Here is a 14959-nt window from a genome sequence, read left to right on the forward strand (position 1 = left end):
GAAAGCTGCCCTTGTGGGAGCGAGCCTGCTCGCGAATGCGGAGCATCAGTCTATGGATAGGTGACTGACCCAGCGCATTCGCGAGCAGGCTCGCTCCCACATTGGATCTCGAATGGTCTGGAGACCGCGTAACCCTTATCCTTGTCACCCCCGCCGTACCCGTAGTCAGGAGTCGTTCCAATGCCCCATGAAGGCAATCTGTTGCAAGCCGCTGTCGTGTTTCTGTTCGCGGCCGTGCTCACCGTGCCTTTGGCCAAACGTCTGCAACTGGGCGCGGTGCTCGGTTATCTGTTTGCCGGGGTGATCATCGGCCCGTCGGTGCTCGGCCTGATCGGCAACCCGCAAAGCGTTGCGCATATCTCCGAGCTGGGCGTGGTGTTGCTGCTGTTCATCATCGGCCTCGAGCTGTCGCCGCGGCGCTTGTGGGTGATGCGCAAATCGGTGTTCGGTGTCGGCCTGGCGCAGGTGCTGCTGACCGCGTCGGTGATCGGCGGGCTGGCGCTGTCGGTGTTCGGCCAGCCGCTGAACAGTGCGATCGTGCTGGGCCTCGGTCTGGCGCTTTCATCTACCGCGTTTGGCCTGCAGAGCCTCGCCGAACGCAAGGAACTGACCAGCCCCCACGGGCGTCTGGCGTTTGCGATTCTGCTGTTCCAGGACATCGCCGCGATTCCATTGATCGCCCTGGTGCCGATGCTCGCTGGCGTTGATCACCACACCAGCACCGCCGACGATATTCGGCACAGCCTGCAGGTGCTCGGCGGCATTGCCGTGGTGGTGATCGGCGGGCGATATCTGCTGCGTCCGGTGTTCCGCGTGGTGGCGAAAACCGGTCTGCCCGAGGTATCTACTGCCACTGCGCTGCTGGTGGTGATCGGCACGGCGTGGCTGATGGATCTGGTCGGTGTGTCGATGGCGTTGGGTGCGTTTCTTGCCGGCCTGCTGCTGGCGGATTCGGAATATCGCCATGAACTGGAAGCGCAGATCGAACCGTTCAAAGGCCTGCTGCTCGGGCTGTTTTTCATCAGCGTCGGCATGGGCGCCAATCTCAGCCTGTTGTTGAGCGCGCCGATCACCGTGTTGGGCCTGACCCTGCTGCTGATCGGCCTGAAATTGCCGCTGCTGTTCGTGGTCGGGCGCTTGGCGGGAGGATTGAACAAGATCAGCGCAATCCGCCTCGGCATCGTCCTCGCTGCCGGCGGTGAGTTTGCCTTCGTGGTATTCAAGATCGGTCGCGATCAAGGCCTGTTCGAGCCGCAGCTGTACGACATGCTGGTGCTGACCATCACCCTGTCGATGGCGCTGACGCCGTTGCTGCTGTTGATCTGCGCACGGCTGGTCAGCCCGAAAGTGCAGCCGGTGGAAGTGCCGGAGAAATTCCGCGAAATCGACACCGAAGCGCCGCGCGTGGTGATTGCCGGCATGGGCCGGATGGGCCAGATCGTGGCGCGGATTCTGCGCGCGCAGAACATCAAGTTCGTTGCGCTGGACACCTCGGTGGAAACCATCGAACTGTCGCGCAGCTTCGGCGGTGTGCCGGTGTTCTATGGCGACCCGATGCGCCCGGAAATCCTTCACGCGGCAAAGGTTGGCGAAGCGGAGTATTTCGTCATTGCCACGGACGATCCGGAGACCAACATCAAGACTGCCGAAGTGGTGCACAAGCTCTATCCGCACATGAAAATCATCGCCCGCGCGCGTAACCGTCAGCACGTGCATCGCCTGGTTGATGTGGGCGCGGAGGCGATTCGTGAGACCTATTATTCAAGTCTGGAAATGAGCCGGCGCACGTTGGTCGGCCTCGGGCTGACCCAGGCCCAGGCCGATGCGCGCATCAAACGTTTCAAGCATCACGACGAACAGGTACTGGAGGCGCAACACGCCGTTTACGACGACGCCGCCAAAGTCCTGCAGACCGCCCAGGAAGCCCGGGCGGAACTGGCCAAGTTGTTTGAATCGGATCAACTGGAAGAGCAAGCGCGCGACAGCTGAAAATCCGGCGCTGCTCAAGCCGCCATCGCGGGCAAGCCCGCTCCCACATTGGTCGAGTCGAACCGATATTTCGTGTACGACATATAACCCTGTGGGAGCGGGCTTGCCCGCGAAGAGGCCGGCACATTCAACATCAATGCTGCCTGGGTCAGGCCAGTTCCAGCGCGGGCACCGGCTCGACGGCTGCAACTGCAAACCGCTCCGCCAGAAACGGCGTGATATCCAGCGGCAGCGGCTCGTCATTCACCAGTTTGTCCAGCAACACCCCGGTAATCGCCGACGTCAGAATCCCGGTGCGGAAGTGCCCGCAAGCATTCAGATAACCCTCGACCCCGCGCATCGGCCCGAGGATCGGCAATTCATCCGGTGAGCCCGGACGCAGTCCCGCCCAAGTGCGTTTCAGATTGACGTCCACAAGCTCCGGCAGACAGCGCACCGCGCCCTGCACCAGCCCGGCGATTTCCGGGTAGGTGGTGGTGACGTCGAAGCCTTTGTCTTCGGTGGTGCTACCAATGAGGATTTCGCCGTTGTCCTTTTGCGCCACGTAGCAATCGCTGGTGGTCAGGCAGCCGTTGAGGATCTTCGGCATGCGCTCGGTCAGCAGGATCTGGCCTTTCACCGGTTTTACCGGAATGCGAATACCCGTCGCCCACTCGCTCAAATCCGCCGCCCAGGCGCCTGCGGCGTTGATCAGCGTCTTGCAGTGGAACACCCCCGCCTCCGCCGTCTGCACTCCCGTCACGCGAGTGCCGTGATGCAGCACGCCGGTGACGTTGGTGTTGACGAAGATGTCGACGCCGTTCTGCCGCGCGCCTTCCATATAGGCATCCGCGAGGCGGAACGGGCTGACCTGATGATCACAAAGAAACTCCAGCGCACCGCGAGCCTCATGACTGACACTCGGCTCCGCCGCGCGCAACGCCGCTTGATCGAGCCAGCGCACCTGATCGGCCAGATGCGGAATGCAGCCGACGATGTGCTCGGCGTAGAGCCGGTCTTCGTCGTCATAGATCACGAATTTCAGTCCGGTCTTCTCGAACTTGCAATCCATGCCGTGGTTGTCTTTCAGCTCGCGGTGCAACGCCGGGTACAGCGCGTTGGACTGCAAGGCAAAATCGAAAAACGACTGCGGCAAAATGTGCGGCGTACTGGCGTCCACCGCCACCGCTGCGCCCTGGGTTTCGCGCTTGCGATTGGCCGACATCATGCGAAAAAAGATCACCCCACAACCGAGGCCGACCGACTCGCCGATCGCCCATAAACCACCCGCCGAAGCACGGGTCGCGTTGCCGGGGCGCTTGGCGTCGATCAGCGCCACCTTGAGGTCTTTGCGTTTTGACAATTGGTAAGCGCAGGACGCGCCGATCACGCCGCCACCGGCAATGACCACGTCGTAGAACTTACTCATGGGAAGCGGCCTCCGTGCCGAGGAACTGGAATGCCGAAAACGGTACCGGATCAATCGGAAAGCGCGGGCGCAGCCAGCCCACATCCTGACGTCCGGTGGCCTGGCGCAGGCGATCGCTGCAATAGCCGACGCACATCCGCCCCTGGCAATCGCCCATGCTCACGCGGGTGCGCATTTTCAGGCTGGCGATGTCTTGCACGCCCTGCTCCAGGGCCAGGTCGATGTCGGCGCGGGTCGCATGTTCGCAGCGGCAGATCACCGTGTCGGCTGCGGGCAAAGCAGTCTGGCCGACGCCGCGCTCGGTGTAGCGATCCACCGCTGCGCGGAAGCGCACGATGGCTCTGAGCTTGCTCGCGTAACGGTCGCGGCGAACGCGGGCGAGTCCGGCGTCGAGTACGCCACGTTGCAGCAGAATCGAAGTGGCGGCGATCTTGCCCGCCAGCATCGCCGCTTCACCACCACGAATCCCGCCCATGTCACCGGCCAGATGCACATGCGCCACGTTGCTTTTCTGCCAGACATTGGCATGCGCACGCAGGTAGCCATCGTCGCTGAAGCCGTGATCAAGACCCATCTGCTGACTCAATTGCGTGCGCGGAATAAAACCGTACCCCACCGCCAACGTCTGCGCTTCGAAGCGTTCGACCCGCGACAGATCCGCCTCCCACGTCGACGAATACGGCGCGACGCTGACGCTCTTCAATTCGCCCTCGCCGTGGGCTTCGACCACCCCCCAACCGTAGTTCATCGGGATGCCGTGCAACTTGAGGTAAGCGAGCATGCTCAAGCCGTCAAGGAACAGCTGCGGTTTGTTCAATAGCGCCAGACTCTCGCGGGCGATCTTGCCGAACGCGCAAGCCTCGTAGACACCGGCGACGCGCACGCCAGCGGCATGCAATTGGGTCGCCACCAGCGGCAGCAGCGGCCCGGTACCGGCGATGATCACCGGCCCTTGCGGCTTGACCACGCCACTCTTGATCTGCAGTTGCAGGCCGCCGAGCAGGATGACTCCCGGCAACGTCCAGCCGGGAAACGGCACGCTGCGTTCATGGCAACCGGCGGCCAGCAGCAGTTGCGGATAAGCGATCTCGTGCAGTTGCTCATCGCCGTCGAGCACCACCAACGCGCGGGTGCCTTCGGCGCCGACCACGCGATGGTTGAGGCGCACGTCGATCAGCCCCGACTGTTGCTGAAATTCACCATGCAGTTTGTCCAGTGCTTCGGAATAGCGCGGCCCGAGATAATCCAGTTGCACGCCATCACGCAACGGCCCGCGATAGACCACCCCGCCGAGGCGCGAAGCCTCTTCGAGCAAGGTGCTGCGCACGCCGTGGCGCGCCAGTTCGATGGCCGCCGCCATCCCCGCCGGCCCGCCGCCGACGATCAACGGTTGCAGGCTCATACGACCTCCTGCGCGACGACGCGGTTGACCTGAGTTTCAATCTGCATACCGTCGCGCACCACGGTCTGGCAGGCCCGGCGTTTGTGGCGACCGTTGATTTTCACCAGACAGCACTGGCACACGCCCATGCCGCAATAGGCGCCGCTGATCTGATCGTGGTCGTTGCGTGCGATCTGGCGCACGCCGAGGGACTGGATGACGCTGAGGACAGTTTCGCCAATGGCGGCGCTGACCGCTTGGCCGTTGATGTGCACGGTCATGTCCGCCTGCACCAAGGGCTGGATATCGAAGGTTCTTTCTAGGCAGTTCATTACGGTGTTCGTCCGTGAAGATTCAGTTGAGGTTGTGACAGCTCCTTGCTGCACTACGCCTCGTCGACGCTTTTTTGCTGTGTTGTCAACGTCGACGCGGATACTTCGTCAGCGCAACAAGGTGCGCGAGAAGCACTGTAGCTCATACCTCAGCAAAGGCCTGGGTCATTTACGGTAGGCGACATCGCCACGCGAAATATTGATCCAGGCCAGTGAAAATGGCGGGATGGTAACGATTAGTTGGAGAAGACGAACTGGCCTTTGATTTTCTTTGCGCCGAAGAAACCGAGGTCGGGGAACAGCAGGTTCTTCAACCACGCGACGTAGAAAATCATCGCCAGCGTGATTGCCACGCCGATCACCGTACCGGTCGGGTCATCTCCGTATTCCTTGAACATGCGCGGCACCTGGCTGATCGAGAGCACCACGTACACCGTGTAAGCGTGAGCTGCGTTGCGATAAAAACCCCAGGCAAAGAGCAAAGGCACGCCACCTGCAAACAAACCAAGTCCGATGGCAAAACCAGTGCTGATAGTCAGCCCGAGGAAATAGCCGCCCACCAGACCGATCAGCGCCTGAACATAGATCAGTCCGAGAAGGATTTTGATCTTGCCGGCGTGTCGTTCAATCAGATCCGGATCGGGGCGTGAGCCGATCAGGTAGGCCAGCGCCTTGTCTTTCAACGCACCACCGGAGAATGCCTGGAAAGTCTCGGTTTTCGAGCGACCGGCATCGAGCATTTCGCCGACCTGGCGTTTGGTTTCCTTCTTGTCCAACTGACTCATCCTTAAAGTGATAAAGCGGAACGCCCGCTTTGCGCAGGGATTTTCGCTTTTGGCACCGCAGAAAGCAAAAAGCCGCTTTTACCCGAAGGTAAAAGCGGCAGAGGCATCCTGCCTCAGAGGGATCAGTGCACGAACAGGGCGATCAGGATGATGATCGGGATCGGTACGCCGAGGAAGAACAACAGTAATGAGCGCATGGTGACTCTCCTTTTTAACGGACCGGAGTGGTAGTGGTGTAGGTATCGACTTCAACGTACTCGACCGCATCGCGACGACGACCGCCGAAGGTAGCTGCGAGGCTGGCGAAGAACGCGCCGGCCAACAGCGCTACAAACATCCACAGCGAGGTGTAGGCAGCGACTTTGGCGGCGGTGTCAGCAGCCTGCTGGGCTTTCAGTTTGGCGTCAGCGATGGCTTTCTGGGTGTTGGCGTAGATCTCGTCGACACGACGTTCGGCATCGGCCTGGCTCAGGTTGGTGCGTTGCGACACCAGTTGCGCGAGGTAGGTACGGTCTTCTGCGCTGAGCTGACCGTTGGCCAGGCTCTGGGCAAAGATGCGGGTCACGGTGCCGCGTGCGGCATCATCGCTGACAGCAGCAGGACGATCATCGCGAAACAGGCTGTCGACGAAGTAACCGTACTGATCGCTGTCAGTGTTGGCAGCAGCCGAGCCGGCGGCCTGGCTCATCGCACCGGCAGCACCGCCAACGACGTTGGCACCGGCCTGCACGCCGCCACTGACGACGCTGCTGACCGAACCGACCACCAGCACAGCGGTGACCAAGGTGGCGACACACCAAGCAAGGAAACCATGGGCGGTGTCGCGGAAATACACTTCGTCACCGTGCATGTTGGCCCACTTCACACGCAGACGGCCGGCAATGTAGCCGCCCATACCGGAAGCAATAATCTGCGTCACAGCCAGCCAGACAATCGTCGAAATGCCCAGGCCCTTGGCGCTGACGCCCTCTCCGGCCCACGGTGAAACAGCCGAAAAGCCCAGGCCGAAACCGAGCAATACCAGAATCATCGACAGTGCAGCGGCAGCCGCAGCACCGGCGAAGATCGCGCCCCAGGACACGCCTGAAACACTGCTCGACTCTTCCACGGCAGAATAATAGCCATCAGGGGATCTATTCATTGTTGTGCTGCTCCAGGCATGAAAAATGGTGTTACAACTCGTCATGTGAGGAATTGCAGTGACCGTGCCAGGTACAGCGACTGAATAAATCTTTATTTTTCAACGGCTTATAAAATATGAACTTCTTAGGACCTTGCAAATTGCAACAGTTGCCAAATTACAGCGGGTTTTATGCATTGGCAGAGTCGATCATTTTCGCTTGTAACTCTTTTTACCGCTTGGCGTCAGGCAATACACGCCGCCGCGAGGCCCCGTGCAAAACGAGCCAGTACCGCAGGCGCAACCATCGTCGCCTTGCAGGAAGTTTTGCGGACGCATCTGCTGACGCTCGCCAAACATTGCCGCGCAGCTCTTCTTCGAACCGCTGATTGAGCCGTCATTGCACAGGAACAGGTCGCCGTCGCAGCGGTCTATTCCGCCTTTCTTGCCGGAACAAGGCGTATTGGCCGCAAAAGCGAGGCCGCTGGCAAACACCAGCAAGAGCAGGACGATCGGCCTCCAGCCAGAGCTCATCAATGTATTCACCGCGCCACTCCTGTTGGACTTTATGGCCAGATGATATCAATCTTTTGACAAGCAAAGCTTCCGTTCCGGTGAATGGCAGCGGCAACATGAAAGTTAATTTAAAGCGTCACGGTAATTTCTTGGCAAAATGCTGCCATTCCGTTTGAACCGATCAGCAGGCCTGCCTATGACTCGTATCTTGACCATCGAAGACGACGCCGTGACCGCGCGGGAAATCGTTGCCGAACTGAGCAGCCACGGGCTGGACGTCGACTGGGTCGACAATGGCCGCGAAGGCCTCGATCGCGCCGTCAGCGGCAACTACGACCTGATCACCCTCGACCGCATGCTGCCCGAGCTCGATGGCCTGGCGATTGTCACCACGCTGCGCACCATGGGCGTAGCGACGCCGATTCTGATGATCAGCGCCCTCTCCGATGTCGATGAGCGCGTGCGCGGTTTGCGCGCCGGTGGCGATGACTACCTGACCAAGCCGTTCGCCACCGATGAAATGGCCGCGCGGGTCGAAGTGTTGCTACGCCGGCAGAACAGCGTCGCCACCCAGGCCACGACGCTAAAAGTCGCCGACCTGGAACTGGACCTGATCAGCCACGAAGCCCGACGCGCCGAACAGGTGCTGACGCTGTTGCCGACTGAATACAAGCTGCTCGAGTTTCTGATGCGCAACAGCGGCCAGATTCTTTCGCGGATGATGATTTTCGAAGAGGTCTGGGGTTATCACTTCGACCCAGGCACCAACCTGATCGACGTGCACATCGGCCGACTGCGCAAGAAGATCGACGCAGCCGGCAACGTTCCGCTGATCCGCACGGTACGGGGCTCCGGCTATGTCATTGCCGAACCCGTCTGACGGCTGGCGCTCTTCCAGCAGCCGCCTGCTGGCGCTGTACAGTTCGCTGTTCGTGGCGTGGAGCGCGATCCTCATGGGGGTCATGTACTACGAGGTGTCCGGCTACCTCGACAAACTCGCCAAACATTCGTTGATGCAACGTCAGCACCTGTTTTCGCACTTTCGCGGCGAGCAACTGGAGGACGCCCTCGCCGCCAGCATGACCTTCGATATCCGCGGCATCGATGCCTACGGTCTATTCAGCGCGGACGGCGTTTACCTGGGCGGTGCACTCCAGCAAATCCCCGAGGGGCTGCCGCTGGATGGCAAGATCCACATGCTCGCCGAATGCGCCGATTCCGACGATCCGACCCTGCCGAGCGACAGCTGCGATGCGGTGGCCACGCAAACCCGCGACGGACGCTGGCTGGTGCTGCTGCGTGACAATGGCTCGCTGTTTGCGGTCACCCGGATCATTTTGCACGCGCTGTTCTGGGGCGTGTCGCTGACGATTATTCCCGGGATCGCCGGTTGGCATCTGTTGCGGCGTCGACCGTTGCAGCGCATTCGCGCGATCCAGAATAGCGCCCAGGCTATCGTCGCCGGCGACCTGACGCACCGCTTGCCGTTGTCCAATCGCCGCGATGAACTGGACATGCTCGCCGCGATCGTCAACGCCATGCTCGAGCGCATCGAACGTTTGATGAACGAGGTCAAAGGCGTCTGCGACAACATCGCCCACGATTTGCGCACTCCCCTGACCCGCTTGCGCGCGCAGTTGTATCGCATGCAGCAACAGGCCGGCGAAGGTTCGCAGCAAGCAGCGCAACTGGATTTGGTGCTGGGCGAAGCGGACACGCTGATGGCGCGCTTTCGAGGGCTGCTGCGGATTTCCGAACTGGAGGATCGTCAGCGCCGTTCAGGTTTCGTCGAACTCGACCCCGCGCAGTTGCTGGAAGAATTGCACGAGTTCTATCTGCCACTGGCTGAGGAAGGCGATCTGCGTTTCCAGCTGAACATGCCGGAAACGCTGCCGCCGCTCAATGGCGACCGGGCGTTGTTGTTCGAAGCGCTGGCGAATCTGCTGAGCAACTCGATCAAATTCACCCCGCCCGGCGGTACGGTGATGTTGCGTGGAGTCAATGCGGGTGGGCAGACGCGGATCGAGGTTCACGATTCAGGGCCGGGGATTCCCGAGGCTGAACGAGAGGCGGTGTTCCAGCGTTTCTATCGCACTGAAGGTGGCCAGCCGCAGAGTGGTTTTGGACTGGGGCTGTCGATCGTCGCGGCGATTGTCAGCCTGCACGGCTTCAGCCTTGAGGTCGGCAGCAGTGATCTGGGCGGGGCGAAACTGGTGCTGGATTGTCGGCAGAGTTTGATCAGCCAGGCCTGACGTCTCGCGCCGATCGTTCCCACGCTCCGCGTGGGAATGCCTCAAGGGACGCTCCGCGTTCCGGCCTTCGAAATGGGACGCAGAGCGTCCCGGGCTGCATTCCCACGCGGAGCGTGGGAACGATCTGCGTCTCAGGTCGGGTAATTCGCCCGCAAGGCATCGAGGCCGCCCTGGTAGATGCCGTTGAACAAGGCCACCACTTCCTCATCGCTCACGCCCACCGCGTTGAAGCGTCCCGACCACGTCACCCGCGCGCCCTGCCCCTGGTCTTCAACCTTGATCGTCGCCAGGTAATCGCTGGCCGGGAACGGTGCCTGTTCGATCGAATAGCTGTAGGTTCTGGCCGCGTGATCGAAGGTCTGCAGACGTTCGATAATCACCCCGCCGTCAGCGGATTGCAGAGTGCGCACGCGCCCGCCTTCGCTCAGTTCACTGTTGGTAATCAACGGCAGCCACTCCGGCAGCGTGTTGAAGCCGCCGATCAATTGCCAGACCTGATCGGCCGAGGCCGGGATGTCGATGGTTGCAGATGCTGTTGGCATAAAACCTCTCTTTCGGAAATTCAGATTGTCAGGCTGTCGACCACACCGCCATCGACGCGCAACGCTGCGCCCGTGGTAGCCGAGGACAGCGGTGAAGCAATGTACGTGACCAGATGCGCCACTTCCGAAACATCCGCCACGCGCTGGATGATCGAGGTCGGACGGGCCTTGCGCACAAAGGCGTCGGCTTCGTCGCGCAGGTCGCGTCCGGACTTGGCGGCTGCGTCCTTGAGCATGTCCTGCAGGCCATCGGTGAAGGTCGGCCCCGGCAGGATCGCATTGACCGTGACCCCGGTGCCAGCCAGACGCTTGGCCAAGCCGTGGGACACCGCGAGGTTGGCGCTTTTGGTCACGCCGTAATTGAGCATGTCCGCCGGCGTCGCGACCCCGGATTCGGACGACAGGAAGATCACCCGGCCCCAACCCTGCTCAACCATCGCCGGCACATAATGCCGCGCCAGGCGCACGCCGGAAATCACGTTGACCTCATAGAAGCGTGTCCACTCGCTGTCGGGGGTTTCGAAGAAATCGACGTCGTTGAAGATGCCCAGGTTGTTCACCAGAATGTCCGCGCGCGGCTCGGCAGCGAAGAGCTTTTCCGCGCCCTCGGCCGTCCCGAGATCGGCGCTCAGACCACGCAACTGCGCGCTGGGCACGGCTTGGCGAATGCTCGCCAGCGCCTGTTCGACCTTGGCCGTGTCACGACCGATCACCACCACCGTCGCCCCGGCCTCGGCCAGCGACTGGCTGATGCCCAGGCCGATACCGGCGGTGCTGCCGCTGACGATGGCCAATTTCCCACTCAGATCAATCTTCATGCGTTTACCTCATCGATTGGCAAGGGCTCGCGCCGGACGGCCGATGCCTGTGCGGACTCGACCATGGCGGCGATTTCAGAAGCATGGATCAGCGTAGTTGCGATGTTGCAACTGTGAGAGAGCTGCCGACCGTTGACGTGGTTGAGCAACAGCTTCTGATGCAGATCAGATTTGCGTCAGACGAAGCAAACCATCAGCGCCGACCCTGACGCTGATCGCATCGTAACTGGCCAACGTCGCATGAGCTGTTTCGATCGGATGCTGGTGCGTCGTGGTGATGATCATCAGCGCCGCACCCGCCGCTTCGGCTGCTTGAATGCCAACCGCGGCGTCTTCAAAAATCAGACAATCCGCCGGTTCAACGCCAAGCTTTTTCGCCGCCAAAAGATAACCCGAAGGATCAGGCTTGCCGGCCTCCACATCTTCCGCCGTGATCATCACCGCTGGTTCGGGAATCCCCGCCGCCGCCATCCGGCGCAGGGCCAGGTCACGCGGCGCCGACGTCACCATCGCCCAACCATTTTTCGGCAGTGCGTTGAGAAACGCCGCCGCAGCCGGGATCTCGACAATGCCTTCAACGTCTTCGATTTCGGCAGCGGTGATAAACGCCGCTTGTTCCTCGGCATCCACGCCCGGAAGATTCAGGCGGGTGATGGTGTCGATCGCCCGCGCGCCATGGATGGTCGGCAAAAATGTTTCGACATCAACGCCATGGCGCACCGCCCACGCTGACCAGATGCGCTCGGCGGCGGCGATGGAGTTGAGGACGGTGCCGTCCATATCGAACAGGAACGCGGCGAATGCGCGATCAAAAACCGATGCTTGTGCAGACAAGAGAACAAATCCTCTGACAGATGGCCGGGGCAGACAGGCCCGGCAATGTAGCACTTGTCAGTGCAGCTGCGGGGCCTTGGATTTGAACGCGCTTTCCACACAATCGAGCAACTGACCGATCGCCCAAGGCTTCTTGATGAACGCCACCGAGTGCTTGACCCCAGAGGTCTCGGGCGTTTCATAGCCGGACATGACCATCACCGGTTTGTCCGGCCAGCGATCGCCGAACAGGTTGGCCAGATCGGCGCCGTTAAGCGTGCCGGGCATGGTGATGTCGGTCAGCAAAAGCGCTACATCCGCTGCGTGTTTTTCCAGATACAAGGATGCGGCGTCGGCGCTGGTTTGCGGTTCGACCTTGAACCCTTCCTCCTGGAGAATTTCGCAAAGGAACTCCAGAATCAACGGATCGTCCTCGACAACCAGAATCAACCCGCCAGGAAGGTGCGCGCTCGACGTAGGTGTAGGGCACATGAACAGCACTCCCCCGAATTACATTTTCGAATAGCGGTTTTGAATCCGCTGCTTAACAGGTATGAGCAGCGCGCCCTGCAGAAATTCACTTTTGATACAGGAGATTTCGCCAAGGTGTTGTTTTTCGGGCTGCAGCTTCCGTCCAAAATGCTCATTTGTGGTTAAAATGCGCGCCCTTTGTCCGGCCGATCCTGATCCATGAACCCTGAAGCTCTCGCCACCCTCCACGCCCATTTGCTGCCCGCACTGGGGGCGGCACCCTGCGAAACCCGCCGGCTGTTCCACGGCCGCGGGCGCTGCTGGCCGGGACTCGAGCAGTTGACCGTGGACTGGTTGCAGGGCGTGGTGCTGGTGTCGTTGTTCAAGGAACCGGCGCCTGAGCAACTGCAGGATCTGCGAGATGTACTGCTGCACCTCGCCGCCTCGCCGGAATGGCAGCAGTCCGGTGCGCACACTTTGCTGATCCAGCATCGTTACCTGCCGCAGAGCACGGCCGAATGGCTGATCGGCGAGGAAATCGAGGAAATGACCATCGTCGAGGGTGGCTTGCAGTACCGCGTCGACTTGGGCCGAAAGCAGAACGCCGGGCTGTTTCTCGACATGCGTTTCGGACGCAACTGGGTGCGCGAACAAGCGGCGGGCAAACGCGTATTGAACCTGTTCGCCTACACCTGCGGTTTTTCCGTGGCGGCAATCGAGGGCGGCGCCAGCCATGTGGTCAATCTCGACATGTCCCGCGCAGCGCTGAGCCGTGGTCGCGACAATCATCGTTTGAACGGCCATGACTTGGGCAAGGTCAGCTTCCTCGGTCACGACCTGTTCAAATCCTGGGGCAAAGTGATCAACAGCGGCCCGTACGATCTGGTAATCATCGACCCGCCGTCGTTTCAGAAAGGCAGCTTTTTGCTGACCAAGGACTATCAACGCGTGTTGCGCCGCTTGCCGGAACTGCTGACCGCGCAAGGCACGGTGCTGGCGTGCATGAACGATCCGTCGTTCGGTTCGGACTTTCTCATTGATGGCGTGACCCAGGAAGCGCCGAGCCTGCGCTTCGATCACCGGCTGGACAATCCGCCGGAGTTTCCCGACGTCGACCCGGAAAGCGGCCTGAAAGCCCTGGTTTTCCAGCGCAACACCTGACACACCAAATTCCCCTGTAGGAGTGAGCCTGCTCGCGATAGCGGTGTGTCAGTCAGCAAATGGTTAACTGACACACCGCTATCGCGAGCAGGCTCACTCCTACAGGGGGGCTCAGCTTTCAGCGCGAACCGAGCGCCACGCCGCTTGTGCGAGCACCTCGCGATAATCCGTCGGACTGCCTTTGACCCGCCCCGCCAGCCAGGCTCGGCAATAACTGTCCGCCTGCCCGATGATCAGTGAAGGCAGCAGCTCGGCAGGCAAATTCTGCAGCTCGGCAGCACGCCCCGATTCCGCAAGCCATTGGCGCAGACGCAGATTGCGCGTCTTGTTGCGCTCGGCCAGCTCTTCCTTGAACGGGCCTTTGGTCACGGCGAACCGCGCGTGATACTGAAAACGCGCCCACTGCGGCTGTTGCTCGACCCAGTCGACATAGCTGAAGACCAGCGCCTGCACGCCTGCTTCGGTGCTATCGACCGCGTCGAGATACGCATCACGCAAACGCCCCTGATCCTCCAGCGCGGTGAAAAACAGCGCCGCGACCAATCCTTCCTTGTTGCCGAAATGGTGGTAAATCGCGCCGACGCTGGTGTCGCATTCGGCGCGAATCATCTCGATGGTGGTCGCCTCGATTCCCTGCTCGTTGAACAGCTTCAAGGCCTTGCGAAAGATGTCGCGTTTGAGCTCGGCGCGGCGGCCGGGGTAGCTGCGTTCCAGTAGATCGGCGGTGTCCATGCTGCTTGAGGTCCGAAAAAGGTTTGAACAAGGCGAAGTTTGCCCGTGGAAATTGCGCCTAGGTTGACAGATTTGCGGTGAACAGAATACCGTTCCGTTACAGAATATTATTCTGTAACGGAACATCATTCTTCTAAACCACCAAATCGTGAGGCTTCCATGAGTCAATCTCTCAGCATGTTCAACAGCGTCGGTCCGGACGCTTTCAGCAAGATGGCCTGCCAGTTCGCCCCGTATTTCAGCAGCATCAACCCACTGATCAGCGAATTGCGCCCGAACGCCGCCACCGTTCAAGTGCCGTTTCGCAAGGAGATCACCAATCACCTCGGTACAGTGCACGCCATCGCAATGTGCAACGCGGCGGAACTGGCCGGCGGGATGATGACCGACGTCTCCATCCCGGCCGGCGCGCGCTGGATTCCGAGAGGCATGACCGTGGAATACCTGGCCAAAGCCAAAACCGACGTCACCGCCGTGGCCAGCGCTGAAGGCGTGGATTGGCAGAGCGATGGCGACAAGGTGGTCAATGTCGACATTCATGATACCGAGGGCAAAAAAGTCTTCACCGCACGCATCACCATGAACGTCAAACTGGGTTGAAATTGCACGCACAAAAAAGCCCTTGCTGCGCAATGCGCA

16 protein-coding genes are annotated in these 14959 nt (G+C 60.6%); 5 read left to right on the forward strand and 11 right to left on the reverse strand.

Annotated elements, in window-relative coordinates; all coding sequences use genetic code 11:
• Window positions 1-180: 180 nt before the first annotated feature.
• Window positions 181-1989, forward strand: coding sequence for a monovalent cation:proton antiporter-2 (CPA2) family protein (locus ACMYUN_RS03595; protein ID WP_415762901.1), 1809 nt, complete (start codon window positions 181-183; stop codon window positions 1987-1989).
• 148 nt (window positions 1990-2137) lie between these two features.
• On the opposite strand, the gene hcnC is transcribed toward ACMYUN_RS03595, so the two are convergent.
• The 6 genes from hcnC to ACMYUN_RS03625 form a co-directional block, all read right to left on the reverse strand.
• Entirely contained in the window at window positions 2138-3397 is a 1260-nt protein-coding gene (gene hcnC / locus ACMYUN_RS03600) for a cyanide-forming glycine dehydrogenase subunit HcnC (protein ID WP_415762902.1), read from the reverse strand.
• Window positions 3390-4799: a cyanide-forming glycine dehydrogenase subunit HcnB gene (gene hcnB / locus ACMYUN_RS03605; RefSeq protein WP_415762903.1), complete on the reverse strand. Its 1410-nt coding sequence runs from the start codon at window positions 4797-4799 to the stop codon at window positions 3390-3392. Before hcnB ends, hcnC begins: the two co-directional genes overlap by 8 nt.
• Complete coding sequence (locus ACMYUN_RS03610; RefSeq protein ID WP_133336715.1) at window positions 4796-5110, reverse strand: (2Fe-2S)-binding protein; 315 nt, start codon at window positions 5108-5110, stop codon at window positions 4796-4798. Before ACMYUN_RS03610 ends, hcnB begins: the two co-directional genes overlap by 4 nt.
• A 236-nt stretch (window positions 5111-5346) precedes the next feature.
• The gene (locus ACMYUN_RS03615) at window positions 5347-5886 is read right to left on the reverse strand and encodes a hypothetical protein (RefSeq protein WP_039762247.1); all 540 of its coding nucleotides are present in this window, start codon (window positions 5884-5886) and stop codon (window positions 5347-5349) included.
• 220 nt (window positions 5887-6106) lie between these two features.
• Window positions 6107-7036: a hypothetical protein gene (locus tag ACMYUN_RS03620; RefSeq protein ID WP_039762248.1), complete on the reverse strand. Its 930-nt coding sequence runs from the start codon at window positions 7034-7036 to the stop codon at window positions 6107-6109.
• A gap of 189 nt (window positions 7037-7225) precedes the next feature.
• Window positions 7226-7549, reverse strand: a complete 324-nt coding sequence (locus ACMYUN_RS03625) for a hypothetical protein (protein WP_415763953.1) — start codon at window positions 7547-7549, stop codon at window positions 7226-7228.
• 178 nt (window positions 7550-7727) lie between these two features.
• On the opposite strand from ACMYUN_RS03625, the gene ACMYUN_RS03630 reads away from it, so the two are divergent.
• Window positions 7728-8411 carry a response regulator transcription factor gene (locus ACMYUN_RS03630; protein ID WP_056788996.1) on the forward strand — a complete coding sequence of 228 codons (684 nt, stop codon included), beginning with the start codon at window positions 7728-7730 and terminating at the stop codon, window positions 8409-8411.
• Window positions 8389-9783 (forward strand): sensor histidine kinase, encoded by a 1395-nt coding sequence (locus ACMYUN_RS03635; protein ID WP_415762906.1) that lies wholly within the window; start codon window positions 8389-8391, stop codon window positions 9781-9783. Before ACMYUN_RS03630 ends, ACMYUN_RS03635 begins: the two co-directional genes overlap by 23 nt.
• Before the next feature lie 131 nt (window positions 9784-9914).
• On the opposite strand, the gene ACMYUN_RS03640 is transcribed toward ACMYUN_RS03635, so the two are convergent.
• From ACMYUN_RS03640 to ACMYUN_RS03655, 4 genes are all read right to left on the reverse strand, one after another.
• Window positions 9915-10325: an SRPBCC family protein gene (locus tag ACMYUN_RS03640; protein ID WP_415762907.1), complete on the reverse strand. Its 411-nt coding sequence runs from the start codon at window positions 10323-10325 to the stop codon at window positions 9915-9917.
• A gap of 20 nt (window positions 10326-10345) precedes the next feature.
• A complete protein-coding gene (locus ACMYUN_RS03645; RefSeq protein WP_415762908.1) occupies window positions 10346-11143 on the reverse strand; it encodes an SDR family NAD(P)-dependent oxidoreductase in 798 nt (265 codons plus the stop codon).
• 165 nt (window positions 11144-11308) lie between these two features.
• The gene (locus ACMYUN_RS03650) at window positions 11309-11977 is read right to left on the reverse strand and encodes an HAD-IA family hydrolase (protein ID WP_415762909.1); all 669 of its coding nucleotides are present in this window, start codon (window positions 11975-11977) and stop codon (window positions 11309-11311) included.
• 57 nt (window positions 11978-12034) lie between these two features.
• Complete coding sequence (locus tag ACMYUN_RS03655; protein WP_129998415.1) at window positions 12035-12448, reverse strand: response regulator; 414 nt, start codon at window positions 12446-12448, stop codon at window positions 12035-12037.
• A gap of 198 nt (window positions 12449-12646) precedes the next feature.
• On the opposite strand from ACMYUN_RS03655, the gene ACMYUN_RS03660 reads away from it, so the two are divergent.
• The gene (locus ACMYUN_RS03660) at window positions 12647-13588 is read left to right on the forward strand and encodes a class I SAM-dependent methyltransferase (protein ID WP_415762912.1); all 942 of its coding nucleotides are present in this window, start codon (window positions 12647-12649) and stop codon (window positions 13586-13588) included.
• Between the two features lie 111 nt (window positions 13589-13699).
• Here ACMYUN_RS03660 and ACMYUN_RS03665 read toward each other — a convergent pair whose 3' ends face one another.
• Entirely contained in the window at window positions 13700-14320 is a 621-nt protein-coding gene (locus ACMYUN_RS03665) for a TetR/AcrR family transcriptional regulator (RefSeq protein WP_039762258.1), read from the reverse strand.
• Window positions 14321-14479: 159 nt separating this feature from the next.
• On the opposite strand from ACMYUN_RS03665, the gene ACMYUN_RS03670 reads away from it, so the two are divergent.
• Complete coding sequence (locus tag ACMYUN_RS03670; protein WP_039762259.1) at window positions 14480-14920, forward strand: hotdog fold domain-containing protein; 441 nt, start codon at window positions 14480-14482, stop codon at window positions 14918-14920.
• The last annotated feature ends 39 nt before the right edge of the window (window positions 14921-14959 follow it).

Source organism: Pseudomonas sp. CP4 (assembly GCF_047758505.1).
In the GTDB taxonomy this organism is placed as follows: domain Bacteria; phylum Pseudomonadota; class Gammaproteobacteria; order Pseudomonadales; family Pseudomonadaceae; genus Aquipseudomonas; species Aquipseudomonas fluorescens_AO.